The sequence below is a fragment of the Polyangium jinanense genome (genome assembly GCF_028435365.1).
In genome coordinates, this window is sequence record NZ_JAGTJJ010000082.1 from 22,252 (window position 1) to 39,898 (window position 17,647).

The 17,647-nt window shown below is 67.8% G+C and carries 16 protein-coding genes; 8 read left to right on the forward strand and 8 right to left on the reverse strand.

Translation table 11 applies throughout. The features are described from left to right. The first annotated feature begins 21 nt into the window (after positions 1–21). Entirely contained in the window at positions 22–1,302 is a 1,281-nt protein-coding gene (locus KEG57_RS50320) for a DUF418 domain-containing protein (RefSeq protein ID WP_272459907.1), read from the forward strand. On the opposite strand, the gene KEG57_RS50325 is transcribed toward KEG57_RS50320, so the two are convergent. After that, complete coding sequence (locus tag KEG57_RS50325; RefSeq protein WP_272459908.1) at positions 1,273–1,695, reverse strand: DoxX family protein; 423 nt, start codon at positions 1,693–1,695, stop codon at positions 1,273–1,275. The genes KEG57_RS50320 and KEG57_RS50325 overlap by 30 nt on opposite strands. A gap of 294 nt (positions 1,696–1,989) precedes the next feature. Here KEG57_RS50325 and KEG57_RS50330 point away from each other — a divergent pair, with 294 nt between their 5' ends. From KEG57_RS50330 to KEG57_RS50345, 4 genes are all read left to right on the forward strand, one after another. Next, positions 1,990–3,711 (forward strand): thiamine pyrophosphate-dependent enzyme, encoded by a 1,722-nt coding sequence (locus KEG57_RS50330; protein WP_272459909.1) that lies wholly within the window; start codon positions 1,990–1,992, stop codon positions 3,709–3,711. Continuing rightward, positions 3,708–4,811, forward strand: coding sequence for a 3-oxoacyl-ACP synthase III family protein (locus tag KEG57_RS50335; RefSeq protein ID WP_272428163.1), 1,104 nt, complete (start codon positions 3,708–3,710; stop codon positions 4,809–4,811). The genes KEG57_RS50330 and KEG57_RS50335 overlap by 4 nt, the downstream gene beginning before the upstream one ends. Before the next feature lie 78 nt (positions 4,812–4,889). Beyond that, positions 4,890–5,366: a hypothetical protein gene (locus KEG57_RS50340; protein ID WP_272428164.1), complete on the forward strand. Its 477-nt coding sequence runs from the start codon at positions 4,890–4,892 to the stop codon at positions 5,364–5,366. Positions 5,367–5,423: 57 nt separating this feature from the next. Continuing rightward, complete coding sequence (locus tag KEG57_RS50345) at positions 5,424–6,107, forward strand: toxin-antitoxin system YwqK family antitoxin (protein WP_272428165.1); 684 nt, start codon at positions 5,424–5,426, stop codon at positions 6,105–6,107. 6 nt (positions 6,108–6,113) lie between these two features. Here KEG57_RS50345 and KEG57_RS50350 read toward each other — a convergent pair whose 3' ends face one another. Next, the gene (locus KEG57_RS50350; RefSeq protein ID WP_272428166.1) at positions 6,114–7,658 is read right to left on the reverse strand and encodes a hypothetical protein; all 1,545 of its coding nucleotides are present in this window, start codon (positions 7,656–7,658) and stop codon (positions 6,114–6,116) included. Positions 7,659–7,853: 195 nt separating this feature from the next. On the opposite strand from KEG57_RS50350, the gene KEG57_RS50355 reads away from it, so the two are divergent. After that, entirely contained in the window at positions 7,854–8,732 is an 879-nt protein-coding gene (locus KEG57_RS50355; protein ID WP_272428167.1) for a lysophospholipid acyltransferase family protein, read from the forward strand. Further along, positions 8,729–9,655, forward strand: a complete 927-nt coding sequence (locus KEG57_RS50360) for an SDR family oxidoreductase (protein ID WP_272428168.1) — start codon at positions 8,729–8,731, stop codon at positions 9,653–9,655. Before KEG57_RS50355 ends, KEG57_RS50360 begins: the two co-directional genes overlap by 4 nt. A gap of 66 nt (positions 9,656–9,721) precedes the next feature. Here the strand turns inward: KEG57_RS50360 and KEG57_RS50365 are convergent, their stop codons facing one another. The 5 genes from KEG57_RS50365 to KEG57_RS50385 all read right to left on the reverse strand — a co-directional run bounded on the left by KEG57_RS50365 (position 9,722) and on the right by KEG57_RS50385 (position 14,918). Beyond that, the gene (locus tag KEG57_RS50365; protein ID WP_272459910.1) at positions 9,722–10,375 is read right to left on the reverse strand and encodes a hypothetical protein; all 654 of its coding nucleotides are present in this window, start codon (positions 10,373–10,375) and stop codon (positions 9,722–9,724) included. Positions 10,376–10,458: 83 nt separating this feature from the next. After that, a complete protein-coding gene (locus tag KEG57_RS50370) occupies positions 10,459–10,962 on the reverse strand; it encodes a hypothetical protein (protein WP_272428170.1) in 504 nt (167 codons plus the stop codon). A 131-nt stretch (positions 10,963–11,093) separates the two neighbouring features. Next, positions 11,094–12,701 (reverse strand): FAD-binding oxidoreductase, encoded by a 1,608-nt coding sequence (locus KEG57_RS50375; protein WP_272428171.1) that lies wholly within the window; start codon positions 12,699–12,701, stop codon positions 11,094–11,096. Next, the gene (locus tag KEG57_RS50380; protein ID WP_272428172.1) at positions 12,688–13,800 is read right to left on the reverse strand and encodes an AI-2E family transporter; all 1,113 of its coding nucleotides are present in this window, start codon (positions 13,798–13,800) and stop codon (positions 12,688–12,690) included. Before KEG57_RS50380 ends, KEG57_RS50375 begins: the two co-directional genes overlap by 14 nt. A 428-nt stretch (positions 13,801–14,228) precedes the next feature. Next, positions 14,229–14,918, reverse strand: a complete 690-nt coding sequence (locus KEG57_RS50385; protein WP_272459911.1) for a MopE-related protein — start codon at positions 14,916–14,918, stop codon at positions 14,229–14,231. A gap of 378 nt (positions 14,919–15,296) precedes the next feature. On the opposite strand from KEG57_RS50385, the gene KEG57_RS50390 reads away from it, so the two are divergent. Continuing rightward, positions 15,297–16,400 (forward strand): hypothetical protein, encoded by a 1,104-nt coding sequence (locus KEG57_RS50390; protein WP_272459912.1) that lies wholly within the window; start codon positions 15,297–15,299, stop codon positions 16,398–16,400. Between the two features lie 6 nt (positions 16,401–16,406). On the opposite strand, the gene KEG57_RS50395 is transcribed toward KEG57_RS50390, so the two are convergent. Beyond that, entirely contained in the window at positions 16,407–17,522 is a 1,116-nt protein-coding gene (locus tag KEG57_RS50395) for a hypothetical protein (RefSeq protein ID WP_272428919.1), read from the reverse strand. Positions 17,523–17,647: the final 125 nt, after the last annotated feature.

Genomic DNA, 17,647 nt, shown 5'->3' on the forward strand with positions numbered 1-17,647 from the left:
ACGAACGTGTATGCTGCACCGATGACAGAGACCGGTCAGGGGGACGCCGAACCGACGAAAACGAATAGAGCGGAGCTCGCGCCCGCTACCGCGGTGGAGCGCGTCGAGACCCTCGACGTGTTACGCGGCTTCGCGCTCTACGGCGTGCTCCTCGCGAACACCGTGCCCTGGTTCAGCGCCCTCGCGTTCATGCCACGCGAGGTGGTCCTCGCGCAGAGCAGCACCGCCGACAGGGTGTTCCTCTTCCTGCTCGGGCTCTTCGTCGACGGAAAGGCCATGGCGCTCCTGACCATGCTGTTTGGTCTCGGGTTCGCCGTGCAACTCCAGCGCGCTGAGGCGCTCGGGCGCAGCGTGGTGCCGCTGCACGTCCGCAGGCTCGCGGCGATGGCGCTCATCGGCGTCTCGCACGTGCTCCTGCTCTGGTGGGGCGATATCCTGTGGGGGTATGCGGTCGCCGGCTTCGGCCTCCTTTTGTTCCGCCGCGTGCGCGGCTGGAAGCTCATCGCATGGGGCCTCTTTTTGACGCTCGTCCCGCCGTTCGTCTTCTGGATTCCCCCTGTCTTCAACGCCCTCCGGGCCTATTCGCCCGCGCCGCCCGATTTCGCGGCCTTCCGGGCGGAGGTTTTCGCGGCGATCACGGGCAGCGATCGCCGCCTGCTCACCGTGATGCAGGTGAAGCAGGCCATCTATCACGTGGGCTTCATCTGGGTCTGGTATTTCGTATGGCTCGTCGGGCGATATCTGCTCGGTGCCTGGGCCGGCACGACGAGGATCTTTCAAGAGGCCGAGGCGCGCCTGCCGTTCTTCCGCAAGCTCCTCGGCTGGGGCCTCGGGCTCGGCCTCCTCGGCTCCGCGATCCAGCCCGTGCGCATGCAGCTCATGCGCAGGGGCATCGTGATTCCGGAGTGGGTCGGGCTCGCGATCATCATTCCGCACGAGCTCGGCGTCATGCTGCTCGCGGCCGGGTACGCGGCGGCGGTGGTCCTCTTGATGCAGCGGCCCTGGTTTCGCCGCGCCCTCTTGATCCTCGCGCCGGTCGGCCGGATGCCACTCTCGACCTACCTCGGCCAGAGCCTCGCGAGCACATTCGTTTTTTATGGCTGGGGGCTCGGGCTCGCGGGCCGGGTCCACGCGTGGTGGACGCTCCCGATCACGCTCGGCATCTTCACGCTGCAGGTGATCTTCGCGCACGCGTGGCTTTCGCGTTACCGCTTCGGGCCGATGGAGTGGATCTGGCGCTCGATGGCCTACGGTCGAGTGCAGCCGCTCCGATTACCGGCGCGGCAAGAGGAGCTCGCGTAGACGCGCGTCCCGCAGGTAAAGGCCGCCCCAGATGAATGCGGCGACGTAGACCGGGAACAGGACGTGGCTGAACAGCGGACTGCCGACGCGCACGTGCGTCGCGATCGCGCCGCCAAGATACCCCGTCAGCAAAACCGCTCCGAGAAACGACGTCCGCGGAATCACGTAGGTCACGACGCACGTGAGGAGGAGCGTCCCGAGGCTACGGGCGAGCTCCGGGGGGAATCCGAGCTGATCGTGCGCCGCGAGCACCTCCGGCGGCGCCATCAACTTGATGGCCGCATCGAAGAGCAGGAACGCCACCGCGAGTCCGCTGAGGATACGCCCGGACCAGGACGTCTTCGTCGACACGGGTTCCATCAGGCGCTCGGACGCAAGAACATTCGTCACCATCGTCGTTCCTCCTCTGACTCGGCTGGAAGGCCGTTTCCGGCTCGGCGGCCCGGTCCCCCGCGCCGTCGACACACCCCATGGACCGCCCGACCCCGTAAAACTCATCGGTCCCCCCGAAAGATTTTTTTACGCGCGCCGATTCGGCAAACTCCACCGATCGTGAGGAGGGCGGTTTGGATGTCGTGCAGGCGGGCATCCCGGCTCACCTCGCCCGCGCGGAGCCGCGGACCGACCCGTCGAGCAAGTTTGAGCCGTACCTGGCCTGGCGTATGATTGCCCGTCCGAGCATCCCTCATGAACCACGCACCTCCACCGCTCCCTCTCGTCGGGCCCGGGGCGCCCCGCGCGTCCGTGTCCGAGGTCCTGGCCGCGTTCCTCGCGCGCCTCGGCGTGGAGGTCGGCTACGGGCTCGGCGGCGGCACCATCGTCCCGTTCTGTCATGCGCTCGCGCGGAGCCGCGTGCGCGTCCTGCACTGCCGGCACGAGTCCGGCGCGGCGTTCGCGGCGCTCGAAGAGAGCCTCGCCCAGGATCGCCCGACCGTGGTCTTCGCGACGGCCGGCCCGGGGATCACGAATGCGATCACGGGGCTCGCCGCCGCGCGCATCGAGGGCGCGAAGGTCATCCTCGTCTCCGGCGGCACCTCGCCCTCCCAGCGCGACCGCGGGGCCGCCCAGGAGACGACCGCAAGAACCCTCCCCGCGGGCCTGCTCTCCGACGGTCCCATCTTCCACTACGCGACGACCCTGGAACATCCCTCCCAGCTGCCGGTCATCCTCCGAAGACTGATGGTCGGAGCGCGGGCCGTGGAGGGGTTCGTCGCGCACATCCATTTGCCGCTGAGCGTGCAAGAGGCGATCTTCGAAGGCCCGGTCCTGGCCGACACGGAGGCGCTGCCCGGCCCAGCTCCCTCCGCCGACGCGCTCGATGCCGTGACGAAGATCCTCACGGAAGAGCCGTGCGCGCTCTGGGTGGGCTTCGGCGCGAGGAAGGCCGTTTCACGGGTACGCGCTCTTGCCGAGCGACGCGCGATGCCCGTGATGTGCTCGCCGCGCGCCAAGGGTATTTTCCCCGAGGATCACCCGCTCTTCGTCGGGACCACGGGCGTCGGGAGCCACGCGCGGGTCGCGTCGAGCCTCCAGGCGGCGCGCATCCAGCGAACGCTCGTCCTCGGCACGCGGCTCTGGGAATGCACGTCGTTCTGGCGGCAGGACCTCGTGCCGCCGCGTGGCTTCATCCATGTGGACGTCAATCCCGCGGTCTTCGGCGCGGCCTATCCGGCCGCGGAGACGCTCGGTGTGCAAGCCGAAATCGGCGTGTTTCTTTCGGCGCTGCTCCCGCGCCTGCCGACGCATGCAGGAGCGCCGCCCACCCTGCCCCGATTGCCGCGGACGCCGCCGCTCGATCCGCTCACGGAAGGGGCCGTCCGGCCGCGTTTCCTTTTCGAGGCGGTGCAGCGCGTCGTGGTCGAATCGTCCGACGCGGCCGTGCTCACGGAAGCAGGCAGCGCATTCGTATGGGGCAACCACGTGCTCCGTTTCCAGGAGCCGGGGCGATATCGCTCGGGGTTGCATTTCGGATCGATGGGCCACGCGACGACGGGCGTGCTCGGGGCCGCGCACGCGCGGGGCAAGGCGGCGGTCGCGCTCGTGGGCGACGGATCGATGCTCATGCTGGAGGAGGTGAGCACGGCCGTGCGATATGGTATCCCGGCGGTCTGGGTGGTGCTGAACGATCGTCAGTACGGTATCGTCGAGCACGGTATGCGCGCGTCGGGGTACGATCCGGTGGAGACCACGCTGCCCGATACGGATTTTTCGCTCATTGCAAGGGGACTCGGGGCGCTCGGCACGAGGGTCGAGCGAGAGGGAGAGCTCGAAGCGGCGCTGGGGGAGGCGCTCGCGGCGGGAAAACCCTTCGTGGTGGATGTCCGGGTGGATCCGGAGGAACGACCGCCCATCACGAGCCGTGTTCGAAGCCTGGAGGCGCAAACCGCCAAGGAGAGCTTTTCCCCATGAGTACCTCCGCAGGGATGCGATCGCTCGCCATCACGTTCCCCGGTGGCCTGAAGACGAACGATTACTGGCGCCGCCACTACCCCGAGATGCTCGGCGCGGCCGTGGAAAAACGAAACGTGTGGGCCGCGCCCGAGGAGCCACGCCAGGCGCCGGACGCGTTCGACGCCGAAATGGCGAAATACCTCGACGACCCGTTCCGCGGCGCAAAAGAGCGACGCGTGCTCCTGCCGCACGAAAATGCGCTGGAGCTCGAGACACGCGCCGCGACGATGGCCCTGACGGCTGCGCAGATCGCTCGCTCGGAGGTGGATCTCGTCATCGCGTGCTCGCTCTTTCACGACGTGATGGGAATCGGCCATGCCACGTTCCTCGCCGGCGAGCTCGGGCTCACCTCGGCGGCGTGGAACCTCGAGACCGCGTGTTCGGGGGCGTTTGCCGTTTTCGAGACCGCGTGTGCGCTCGTGCGCGCCGGGCAATACCGGAACGTGCTCGGCGTCGTCTCGTGCACGTATTCGCGATCCGTCGAGGAGCACGACACAATGTCGTGGTTTTCGGGCGACGGCGCCGGGGCGTTCGTGGTCTCGGAGGTGCCCGAAGGCGAAGGGCTCGTCGCCTCCGCAATGCTACACAGCGCCGAGACGTGCAAGGCCTTCCTGCTCGACGTGGTCGACGATCCGAAGCGCGGCAAGCAGGTCGTGCGACTCCGCTCGGATCGGAGCGCGAGCAAGGTCTTGCGCCAGGTCTCCGAGCCGTATCTGCGAAAGACGGCGGACATGGCGCTCCAGAAAGCGGGGCTCCGGATGTCGGACGTCGACTGGCTCGTCGTGAACACGCCGACCGCGTGGTATGCCTCGTTTTGCGCGCGTGTCCTCGATTTCGATCGAGCGCGCACCATCGATACGTTCCCGCGGTATGCGAACTGCGGCCCCGCGCTGATGCCCGTGAACCTGTACACGGCCGCGGCCGAACTGCCGATCCGGCGCGGGGATCTCGTATTGCTCCATACCGTGGGCAGCGCGTCGAGCTCGGGCTCGGCCCTCGTTCGCTGGGGCGACGTGGCGCTCGGCCCTGCGCCAGGTCTACCCATCGAGGTTTTGTAGGGTCGCCGAAAGGTACCCCCGAACACGCATCGAACGGGTGCTTTTCCGCGGACGATTCTCCTGCTAGCGTTCGAGGCTGTGGAGATCGTCTACGACCAACCTGCCGTCGCCATCGGGTGGCGTCCCCCCGTGCTCGTCGTGTGGTGGAAGCAGGCGCCGACGCTGCCCGCGGCCGTCCAGGTGAACGAGCGCGCGTCGAAAATCATGACGACGCATCCGGGCGGAAGCATCTTCATCGTGCTCACGAGCGCCGACCACGGGGCGCCCGAGCGCGCCGCGGCGAACGCGCTCGGTCAGGCGACACGCGCGCTCGAGAAGCACATCCTGGCGCACGCGTTCGTGATCGAGGGTCAGGGCCTGAAAGCGGGAGCGATCCGCGCGACCGTGAAGACGCTGCAGTCGCTCACGCGCGTGATTTTTCCGTGGACCATCGCGTCGAGCACGGAAGAGGGCATCCTGTGGGTCGCGCGCAAGGCGAAATTCCTCAGCGAGGAAGAGGCGCAGGTCATCCTCGCGGACGTCAAGGCCATGAAAGCGGCCACGGCGAAGAGCTGAACGAGGCAAAAGCGACGGAATGTTGACGCCCCACTGTGGGGCGGGTAGCGGGACGACGTGGCACCTCGGTACCGCTCGTTCATTCCGAAGACCGCGTTCGAGCGTGTGATCGCGTGGTATCCGAGCGGGGCGAAGGAGCGGGCCGAGTATCTCGTCGGCGACGAGGTGGTCGGCGAGCGCTCTTTCCACGAGACGGGCGAGCCGTACTCGGAGAAACCCCTCCGGCGAGGAAAATCGCACGGGACCGAGTACGATTGGTACGAGCCCGGGGTTCTCACCTTCGCAGAGCCGCACGTGGATGGCCTGCCACACGGGACCGCCAAGCAATGGATCGACGGGAAGCTCATCGGGACGTACGAGATGGTCCACGGGACCGGAATCGATCTCTGGTGGCAGCTCGACGGCGACGGCACGCGGCGCCTCACGGAGGTATGTTACTTCCGCGACGGCCGCCCGGATGGCTTCCGATGGTGGCTCGTTGATGAGGAGCGCCGCGTCTTCTGGGAGAGCCATTACAAGCAGGGCCAGCTCCACGGCGTCGAGCGTGAGTGGAACCCAGGGCGATGGAGACTGAAGCGAGGATTCCCGAAGTACTGGGTGAACGGCAAGCAGGTCTCGAAGCGGGCGTATCTTGCCGCCTGCAAACGAGACCCGACCCTCCCGCCATTCCGGAACGAAGACAATGCCCCCGAGCGGCAGTTCCCCCCCGAAATCGTGAAGGTGCTCGGCCCGAGGGCATGACGAAAGTCAAGCCGCGCCGCGCTCGCTCGGAATGCCGAGCTTGTTCGAGCGCGCGGCCTCGAGTGATATCGTGAGCTGCTCCTCCAGCGCGTCGAAGATCGTCTCGACCATGCCAATGGCCACGTCGCGCTCGCCCGTGGTGATGCGCTCGCTCGTGATGAAGGCTTTTCGCGGGAGACGCTCGCCGCGCGCTCCATGCGCCGCGTCGTGCCGGTCGCAGAGATAATCGAGCCGGATGCCCCGCTCCTTCTCCACCACCTCCGCGAGCTTTTTCACGTTCTCGAAGAACGCGTGCCCGCTCGCCTCCATGGCCGCGACGAACCAGAACAGCATCGCCGGATCGCGATGGCCCATGGCGAGCTTCGCGAACGTCGCGAGGTTTTTCCGGTGCGTCTCGACCTGCGGATCGAGGAACAGGAACTTCAGCGTGTCCTTCGCCTTCCAGCCGAGGACCTCATCCATCCCGAGCACCTGCCAGTCGTGCAGGAAGAGCGCGCTGTGCGTCTCCAGGTCGTCGCACCATTCGTTGATGCGCTGCTCCTTCGGCGTGCTCGGCTCGGGGTAACGGACCGCGTATCGGTTCAGATCGCGGTAGCCCATGATGTCGGGCACCCAGAGCGGGAGGAACCGCATGAGCTTTTCCCGCGGCGAGACGCCCGTCTCGTCGCGCAGCCACGCATAAAACGGATGCCGCGCCGCCTGCGCTTTGCGCTCCTCGATGACACGAAGGACATCCTCGTGATAAAGCGCCATCGGCTGTTCGAGCTCGACCTCGTACGAAGGCCGCTCGGTCGGCTCGGTTTGCGCGCGCGGCGCGAGGGCTTCGCCTTGTGGCCTTCGCGGGAGCCGGCCCGGCTGCATGTACGTGCGCCCGTATTCCAGGAAGCAATCGTGGACCTCTTCGAAGAGGTCGAACATGCGGTTCGCCAATCGCATCGCCAGCGGCCGCTGCCGCTCGTCGAGGACCTCGTCGTCGAAGACGCCCTTGGATCCCCAGACGAACCCCGGCTCCCGATCGAGGTGGTGATTGCCGAAGTAGATGTACCGGAGCCCCGTCTTCGCCTCGATCTCGCTCGCGACCTTCGCCAGGTGGTAGAAGAACGCGTTCCCCGCGGCCTCGCCGGCCTCCGAGTGCGCGAAGCGGACGAGCGGATCGCCCGCGTCCTCGACGTCGAGCCGGCCGAACTCCAGGACGAAATAACGGAATCGCTCGTTCTCCTTCGAGAGGAAGAGCCACCAGAGCATGTCGCTCGCGCGAAAGCCGAGGCGCTCGTCGAGCTTCATCTTGCTCCAGTCCTCGAGGAAGAGCCGCGAGTGCGTCTCATCCTCGCGCGTGCCGCCGTTCAGCGCCTCCTCGAAGCGGTTGCGAGGCTTCGGGAAGCGGATGAAATACCGGCTCGCGTCGCGGAAGTTCATCACGAACACGGTCATGATGGGCGCGATCAGGACCTTGTCCTCGAGCGGCACCGCGTCGGAATGCAGCCAATCGAAGAACGGGTGCGACAGGATGCGTTCCCACCGCGCCGCCTTGAGCTTCATGAACTCCTTCATTGTAGGCCTCCTTTGCCTTGGGTCCGATCGGACGAGTCTATCACGAGCAGAAATCGAAGGAGGCCCCCGAAGAGCCGCCGAAACGGCCAGCCGAAGGAGGTAGGAGCGCTGCCCCACATCCCGCGCGTGATCTCCCCTTGCCTCGCGCCTCGCCTTCCGCCTATTCTCCCTCGCCCCCTCCGTCTGGAGAAACCTGTGTCCCTGCTCATCGATCCGGAGATCGCCGCCCGCGTCGACCGCCTGGAGCTCCCGTTCAACGCCTACGGTGTCGATCCTTACGGCACCACGAAGCAGCACCTCGCCCGGCTGTTCACGGTCTTCCGTTTCCTCTACCGCCATTACTTCACCGTCGGCGTCGAGGGCGTCGAGCACGTCCCCGCCCGCGGCCGCGCCATGCTCGTCGGCAACCACTCGGGCGGCATCGCGATCGACGGCGCCATGGTGATCACGTCCTGCTTCTTCGAGCTCGAGCCCCCCCGGCTCGCTCAGGGCATGGCCGAGAAGTTCATGGCGAAAACGCCGTTCATGGGGCTCTTGGCCACGCGCAGCGGGCAGCTCACCGGGCTCGTCGAGACGGCCGAGCACCTGCTGCACGACGAGCGCCTGCTCATGATCTTCCCCGAGGGCGCCCGCGGCACGGCGAAGCTTTATCCCGAGCGCAACACGCTCGTCCAATTCGGATCGGGCTTCATGCGCCTCGCCATGAAGACGCGGACGCCCATCATTCCGTTCGGGTTCGTCGGCGGCGGCGAGGCCATTCCCACGATCGCAAATTCGTATGCCCTCGGAAAGCTGCTCGGCGCGCCCTACGTCCCGATCACGCCCTGGGGCGTCGCGCTCCCGGCGCCGGTGCGGCTCGAGCTCACGTATTCCGCGCCCATGAAGTTCGAAGGGACGGGGACCGAAGAAGACGAGGTCATCGAGGGATACGTGGAGCAGGTGAAGCAGCGGATCGCCGGCCTCATCGAGGTGGGCAGGGAAAGGCGGCGCAAGGCGCTCGCCTGGTCGCGCGACGCGGAGGACGAGGCCCGGATCGAGGGTGAGACGGGCGGCACGAAGGAGGAGCAGCGATGAGGGTTCTCATTCCCGGAATCGGGGGCGTGCTCGGTCAGCGCGTCGCGCGCCGCCTGCTCGAGCAGGGGCACGAGGTCATCGGAATCGATCGCCGGCCATGGCCCGACGCGCCGCCCGGAATCGAGCTCCACAACGTGGACATCCGCAAGCGCGCGGCCGAGGACGTCTTCCGCAAGCGGCGGCCGCAGGCGGTCATTCACATGGCCACGGTCACGCACCTCGTCGAGAAGACCGCCGAGCGCTACAAGATCAACCTCGGCGGCACGCGCGCCGTCTTCGAGCATTGCCGCGACTGGGGCGTCGAGCACGCAATCTTCGTCGGAAGGCACACCTATTACGGCGCGGCCGCCGATTCGCCGCTTTATCACAAGGAAGAGGACCCGCCGATGGCGGTGACCACCTTCCCGGAGCTCTCCGACCTCGTCGCGGCCGATCTGTATGCGTGCACGGCGCTCTGGCGGCTGCCGAACATGCGCACGACGGTCCTCAGAATGGTGTACACGCTCGGGCCCACGGGGCACGGGACGCTGGCCACGTTCCTGCGCGGGCGGCATGTGCCCATGGTCCTCGGCTTCGATCCGCTCTTTCATTTCATGCACGAGGAGGACGTGACGACGGCGATCTGCCTCGCGCTGGAGAAACGGGTGCAGGGCGTCTACAACGTCGCGGGGCCGCAGCCGGTGCCGCTCTCCGTGGTCGTTCGCGGGACCGGGCGGACGCCCATTCCGCTTCCCGAGTTCGCCTTCCGCGCCGCGCTCGGCCGCTTCGGTTTGCCACGCCTGCCGCCGGGCGCGCTCGCGCACATCATGTATCCGGTCGTGGTCGATAGCGAGGCGTTCCGCGCGGCCACAGGGTTCGTCCACCAGGTGGACGAGGTCCGGGCGATGGAAGAATTTCGGAACGCATTCCCCGTGCGGGGATAGGGCGGGAACCAAAACAAAAACGCGGGCGCGCCCATTCTTCGGGAGCGCGCCCCGCGGAAAAACATTTCACTGGCAAACGCCGCCGAGGCACTTGCCGCTCAGGCATTCGATGCCCTTCGTGCACGCCTGCGTGGCGACGTTCTTGCACGCGCCCTTGCCATCGCAGACGGAGACGCCGCCGCCACACGCGCGGTCCTCGTGGGTCTCGTTCTCCGGGACGTAGGCGCAAATGCCCACGGAGCCTTCGAGGTCACAGCGGATACACGCGGCGCCACACGCCTCGTTGCAGCACACGCCGCCCGAGCAGAAGCCGGTCGCGCAATCGCCTTCCTTTCCGCAGGCGAGGCCCTGGGTGCACGGAGCGCAGGAGCCGCCGCAGTCGACGTCGGTCTCGTAGCCGTTGCGGACGCCGTCGCTGCAGCTCACGCACGCGCCCATGACGCAAGATTGGCCCGCGGCCGCGTCGCATTGCGGTCCACACGTGCTGCGCGCGCCCGGGAGCACCTCCTCACAGGTCCAGCAGATCTCGACCTCGCACGCGGTATCGCAGCCGTCGCCCGGCGCCGTATTGCCGTCGTCGCACGCTTCCTTGCCCTGGCGGAGGCTGTCCCCGCAGCGCGTCTCGAGCGCGCTGACACCCAGGTCGGGCCCGGACGGCACGAGATCCTCGAGGAATTCGCCCTCGACCATGCAGCCGTAGCCGGAAAGTGCGCAAGCCACGATCCACAAGAAACCCCGTTCAACGTGTTTACGCGCCATGACGACACACCCCCGAAAAAGTTAGAGCCGGATGTACGCCTCGGTCAAAAGAGGACCTGGACGCCGAGGAGCCCGCCCTGGAAGCGCACCACCGCCTGGGGCCCGGGCACCTTGCTCTTTGCGGTCTCGACATCGTCTTCGACGTTGATGGCATAAAGGGCCGTCCCGAACCCCGCGACGCCGGCCCCGATGAACGACAGAATCGAGGCGTTCGCGAGGAACGCCATGTCGCGCTGCATGTCATTGAAACCGCCGGGACAGCTCCGGCAGGGATCGGCCCGGAGACGCTCGCTCTCCGCGTCGAGCGTCGCCGCCGCGGCGCCGAGGCCAATGCCGAACGAGGCGAAGAGCACGGTCGCCGCGACGCCGCCCTCGATGACCTCCTCGGGGTCTCTGTCGGGCGTGATGGGCGGCGGCACCGAGACCTCCCAGGGCTCACGGCAGAGACCGTCTGCCGACTGGCAGAGCCCGCCCGCGAGGACCAGAAGCGATAGAATGCCCCGCACGACCACGCGCCCCAAACCCCTCGCGTTCTCACGAGAATGCATCGTTCCCCCCATGAAGGCCAATCTCTAGCACCCGCCGGGGGGCCGTACGAGCCAATGCTCGCGGCGCGGCGCGCTCGCACGGCCTACGTCCGGCGCGCCATGAGATTCGTATGTCGAGAAAAACAACCGGTTCAGCGTTCTTCGGGTTCGAAGAGCGCGCCGGGGTTCATGATTCCGGCAGGGTCGACGGCGCGCTTGGCGGCGCGGAGCGCGGCCGCGAATGGCTCGGGTCGCTCGTCGCGAAAGTAGGGGCGGTGCACGCGGCCGACGGCGTGGTGGTGGGTGATGGTGCCGCCCGACGCGAGGATCGCGCGGCTCGCGGCGTCCTTGATGGTCGCCCAGGTCTCGAGCTCGTGACCTTCCCGCGCGGGGCCGAGGAACGTGTAATACGGCGCGGGTCCGTCCGGATACACGTGGGTGAAACGTCGCGCGAGAACGCCGCCGCCCAGAGCGCGCTGCAGGGCCGGGAGCACCGCTTCGTGCACGGCGAAGTCGAGCTCCTCGAATTTGTCCCACGTACACGCCGTCTCGAACGTGTCCGCGAGGACGCCAAGGGAGACGAGCGCGCTCTGCAAGTACGGCGCGCGGAAAAACGATTGCTTGTACGTCGCCTGCGCCCGCGCCCCTTCGCCGCGATCCTCGCGGAGCACGGGTCCTTCGGGACAAACGCCGCCCGCCTCGGCCGTGATTTCGAGGGCGCGGTTCATCGAAGGCCCGAGCGGGTGATCCGCCGATTCGAAGGCGAGGAGCAGCACGGCCCCGCCGTCGACGAAGACGCCGCCGAGCAGGGCGTCGGTTCGATCGAGGAGCCGGCAATTCGAGGGGTAGAGGCCCGATTGCGCGAGCACGCGGCACGCTTTGACGCCGTCCGCAAAGTGCGGGAACGTCACGCTCGCCGAGGCCCGATACCGGGGCCGCGCCTGCAGGCGCACCCAGGCTTCCGTGATGACGCCGAGGATGCCCTCCGAGCCGAGCGCGAGCCGATCCGGGCTCGGCCCCGCGCCCGAAGCCGGAAGCCTGCGGCTTGCCCAGGTGCCGGCGGGCGTGATCATCCGGACGGAGGAGACGAGGTCGTCGATATGGGTGTAGAGCGTCGCGAAATGGCCGCCCGCGCGCGTGGCGATCCAGCCGCCGAGGGTCGAAAATTCGAAGCTCTGCGGGAAATGGCGCAGCGTGAGCCCGTGCGGGGCGAGCTGCTCTTCGAGGACAGGGCCGGTCGCGCCGGCCTGAATGCGCGCCGATCGCGAGACGGGCTCGATCTCGAGCACCCGGTCGAGCATGCGCATGTCGAGCGAGACCACACCACGCGGGCGATCCCCGACGTTCGCCTCGACGCCCCCGACGACGCTCGTGCCGCCGCCGTACGGGATGACGGCGATGCCCTCGGCCGCGCAATGGGCGAGCAAGCGCTCGATGTCCTCCTCGGACCGGGGAAAACTCACCCAATCGGGGGCGACCGAAAAATCACCGCGGTAGGCCCGGACGATGTCGCGATACCCCTTGCCGTACGTGTGGAGGATGCGGTCCTTCGGCGCGGCGGAGGAAATCGGAGCCAGGGACGTGGGCGGGAGGACACGCGGAGGCGGCAGGCGCGCCGATTCGACGGTGGGCAAAGGCCGCAGGGAAAACTCCCGGCCGAGCAGGGCGCCGACCTGCACGGCGAGCGCCTGCCGGCCCGGTTCGTCCGGAAAAGCGTCGGTGTATCCCCACGCCCAGAAGCTCCGCTCACGCTCGCTCATCGTTCTTCGGCTCCTCCGCGCCCAGCGCGGGCTTGATGCTCGGCGGACCAACCGGCGGCTCGGCCGGCGTGTCCGTGGGCGCATTCGAATCGAGTAGCATGGCCATCCAGCGCGTCTTCTCGCTGCCTTCGAGGAGGATACGCGCCACCATCGTGAGGGGCACGGAGAGGAACATGCCCGCCGGCCCCCAGAGCCAGCCCCAAAACAGGAGGGAAAGAAACACCACGGTCGCCGACAAACCGAGTCTGCGGCCCATCCACGCAGGTTCGAGGATGTTGCCAAGCACCGTGTGCACCACGAGAAACCCCGCCGAGACGGCCAGCGCCCGCCCCGGGCCATGCGAAAGGAGCGCAAAAAAGACGGGCGGCGCCCCGGCGATGATCGCGCCGACGTTGGGGATGTAGTTCAAAAGGAACGCGACGAGGCCCCAGAGCAGCGCGAAATCCACGCCGAGGATATAAACGATGAGGCCCGCGAGGAGGCCGACCGCGATGCTGATGACGGTCTTGATGAACAGGTAATTCTGCACATCGCCCACGATTCCAGGGAAGAGCCCCACGTAACCGCCGCGCTCGCCCGCGAGGGCCCGGAGCTTGCGCGAAAACGTGCGCGACTCGAAAAGCATGAAGCCGAGGATGAGCAGGACGATGAAGATGTTCGAGACGAGCCCAGCCAGATCGCGGATCATCCCAGCGCCAAACGAGAGCACGGTGCCAGGCGAGATCATCTGGGTGATGGCGCCCCGAGGGACGTGGACGTTGTGCGCGCGCAGCCACGTCGTGAGCTCCACAGCGATGATGTCGATCCGGGCCTGGTAACGGGGCACAGCCTCGCCGAACTCAGTCGCCGACCCCGCGACGACAGACGCACCCGCGCTGAGGACAGCGATGTTCGCAAGCAGGACGAGCGTGGCAGCGGCAGGCTCGGGGACCCGTCGCCTCTCGAGCCACGCGAGCGGCGGAGCGCTGACGACGGCGAGCAGGAGCGCCATCATGAACGGCACGAGCACGCTCGCAGCCGCGTGGAGGGCCGCGACGATGACCACAAAAGCGGCGATCTGCAGCAGAACGTCAGAACGAGACGGGACGCGCTTGTCCAAGGCGGAGGCCATCCTAGCCGGCCAGGACGCTTCGCGCACCCCCGCAGCGTAGCGCCGCGCCGCGCCGGGGTTTCACCCCGGACCCCGACCAGGGGTTGTCCACCCCTGGACCCGGACCAGCGCAAGCGCTGGACCCGGGGTCGATGAACTGCGCGATGCGCAGTTCATCGAACAGGTCGAGGCAAGACCGGCGACGGGCTTGCCAGTCAAACCGCAGCGTTGACGTGTCTGCTCGACGAGGGTGGGCAGCGCTGCTGTCTCAGCTGGCAACGCCGCTCGTGGTCTTGCCCCGGGCCCGTCCGAGAAACCGCGCATCGCGCGGTTTCTCGGCCTTCGGTCCAGGCCGTGCCTGGTCCGGGGTGCAGGGGGCGGACAGCCCCCTGCTGGGGTGCGGGGCAACGCCCCGCTCCGCGCACGTGCACACCCTCTCAGGGGCAGGCGCAATGCACCTGGGCTGTGCCGACGCAGAAGACGTCCCAGGCCGACTTGCAGCACGTCTTGTCGATCACGCACACGGCGTTCACGCAGGGGTCGCAGAGCGGATCGAGTTTGTCCCCGGGCGTGCACGGGTCGTGCGCGCAGAGCGGCGGGCCCGCGTTGCACCCCTCGTCCACCTGACCGTTGCAGTCGTTGTCGAGGAGATCGCCGCAGACCTCGGCCTGCGGGAAGGCGGAGGGCATACACGCGAGCGCGCCTGCGGCGCACACGACGATCCCTGCCGCGCAGGGGCCGAGCTCGCCGGTGTCGCATGATCCGCCACTGCCGGGGTTGTCCTCGTCGGTCTCGCCGTCGCAGTCGTTGTCGAGCCCGTCGCACACCTCGTCCGTGGGCGCGATCGTCGCGGAGCAGAAAGACTCGCCGCCGTCGCAGCCCGAAACGCCCTCGATGCAGACGCCGAGGAGACCCGTATTGCAGGGGCTGCCGAGACCCGCGATGTCCTCGTCGGCCTTGCCGTCGCAGTCGTCGTCGATGCCGTTGCAGACCTCGGGGATATCACACGCGCTGCCGCCGCTGCCGCCTCCTCCGCTCAGGGGCTCGCTCCCGCCTCCGCTTCCGCCCAGGCTTTCGCCGCTTCCGCTTCCGCCTCCGCCTCCGCTGCCCATGAGGTTTTCGTCCACGCCTTCCGGTGTCGTTCCTCGCGCGCAACCGGAGGCCCCCACGAGGAGCCCCGCTGCAATCATTGCCGCCCATCCCACGAGAACCTGCTCGCCCATCACGCACCCTCCCCAAGTCGGCGCGGGCGGAAGGCCGTCATCGGCCGCCCGCGCCAAGCCATCCGCCCCTCTACGATGCTTCGAAGCACGTAGTGGGGGTCACCAATTGGAATGCGTGAAGAGCCCTTCGAGGGCCAAGGACGGAATCCGACCATGGACGGGCGCTTCGAATACGTGCGCCGCGATCCTCATGGGCCTTCCCGCGCCTTCGTCCCGCGTGTACAACGAGACATGCTTCGAAACGAAATGGGATCGGTGGGGCGATGGGGGCGAGTTCTGGGCGTGATCGGCGCCCTTTCTTTGCTTGCGGCCTGCGGGTCGGGCAATGGCGAGACCGGCAGCGGGGGCAACGGCGCCGGCGGCAGCGGGGGCAACGGCGGCGGTAGCGGCGGCGGGGGCGTCGGCGGAAACGGCGGCGGTAGCGGCGGCGGGGGCGGCAGCGGCGGCTCCGGAGGCTCCGGCGGCTCGGGGACGCCGTCCGGCCTCTTCGAGGCGCCGAACCCCTGGAACAAGGACGTCTCGGCCCTGCCGAAGAACGCGGAGTCGGACGCGATCACGGGCTGGCTCACGGACAATGGCGGCTGGGGCGCGGGCGCGTTCCGGATCGATTTCAGCATCGAGCTGCTCCAGGCCGACGCGAACACCGAGATGCGCACGTTCGAGACCACGAACGATTTCTACGATCCCGATTGCGAGCACGTCCCCTTCCCCGTCCCCGTCGGCGGCGCGATCGAGGGCGAGCAGGGCTACGAGTGCGTCAACGACGGCGATTGCCACCTGCTCGTCGTGCACCAGCCGACGAAGACGCTTTATGAAATGTGGCGGGCGAACATCGTGGGCGGGACGTTCTACGGCGGCTGCGCGGTGACGTGGAACCTGACGAAGTCGTACCCGCCGAACCTGCGCGGCGAGGGCTGCACCTCCGCGGACGCGGGCGGCTTCCCCATCTCGGCGATGTTGTTCTCGGCCGACGAGGTGGCGGCGGGGTCGATCGACCACGCGATCCGTTTCATCCTGCCGAACGCGCGCATTCGCGACAACGTGTACGTGCATCCGGGCACGCACAGCACGGGCCCGACGTCCGGCGGCCCAGACGCGCCGCCCTACGGCGTACGCTTCCGGCTGCGCGCGGATTACCCGCTCGACACGCTGCCGTCCGAGGGCGCCCGCGTCATCGCGCGGGGATTGCAGAAATACGGCATGTTCCTGGCCGACGCGGGCAACATCGCGCTCACGGCGCAGAGCGATCGGTTCACGACCCACAAATGGGACGAGGTCGGCGTGGACTCCTACGCGCTCGCGGACATCCAGCCCTCGGACTTCGAGGTCGTCGACATGGGCGACCCGATTCAGTGGAGCGGAGACTGCGTGCTGAATCCGCCCTGATCGGCGTCAGAGCATCTCCGGAAAAGGGCTCCAGCGGTCCTCGTACCGCAAGACGAACGGGTACGTCTGGAGCTCGTAACGAAAGCCCTGGATGGGCGCGATCGGGACGTCCATCGGCAGCTCCCCCGCGCAGCCATGGGTGAAGATCCAGGTCTCGATGGCCTGCCCCGTCGGAGCGTCCCGCCGCGCGACGCGCGTGAGCCGCGCCCCGGACCAGGTGACGTCGGTGATGAACTTCTGCGTGCCCTGATCGAAGACGTCCCACGTGCGCCGGACGAGCCGGCCCGCGTCGTATTCGAAGTCGACCGACTGGTCGAGCACACCGTCCCCTTTCGTATCGTACTCGACGCGCGCAATGAGCCCGCTTTCGTTCCAGAAAATGCGATCGACATAATCGAGCTGGCCGTCGCCGTCGGCGTCGAAATCACGCCGCGACACGTGCCCCGCCGTGAGGTCGTCATAGGAGTAATCCTCCGTGACGATCTGCTCGCCATTCATGTACACGCTTTCGGCCTTCACGAGCCACTGGCCCGCGTAGGACTGGCGGAAGAAGTATTCCTCCGTGTCATCGGCGTCGTTATCCCGGCCCACTTCGAGGACGAACGGTTCGCCGTCGAAGTACCGGTACCGCGTGACGTTGGAGAGGACGCCGTCCGTCCAGAACTCGTCCCGCTCGGGTTTGCCCGCGGCGTCGAAGAAGAAGCGTGATTCGCTCCGCGTATCGCCCTCGGGCTTCGAGGCGACGTAGGTCGTGCGCACGACGCGATCCTGGTCGTCCCATTCCCAGGTCATCTCACGATGAGGAGCGCCGAGGCGGTCATCCTCGACCGTCTGCGTGACGCGGCGGCCTTTCGCGTCATAGCCACGCTTCACGAGGAAGACCCGCTTGCCCTCCGCCGTCCGCTCGGCGTACTGGAGGACGCGGCCGGCTTCGTCGTAATGGTAGACCGCGCTCATGCGGTCGTCGTCGTCGAGCCGGTAGTCGATCCGGTTCGTGCAAACCGCCCCGGGAACGTCGTCGTTCTCCACGCCCTCCACGGGCGAATCCGTGGTGGCGGGCCCGCCGCAGCCGAGCAAGGTGAGGGCGAGCGGGGAGAAGGCGAGAATGCGGGGGCGAAGCATCCCCCAACTGTACACGAGTCTTGGGGGGCGCCGCGCCGGGGCGCTGCCCCGGGCCCCGCGGGGGCTGTTCGCCCCTCGACCCGAACCAGGGCAAGCCCTGGACCTCTGTGGGAAGAACTGCGCGA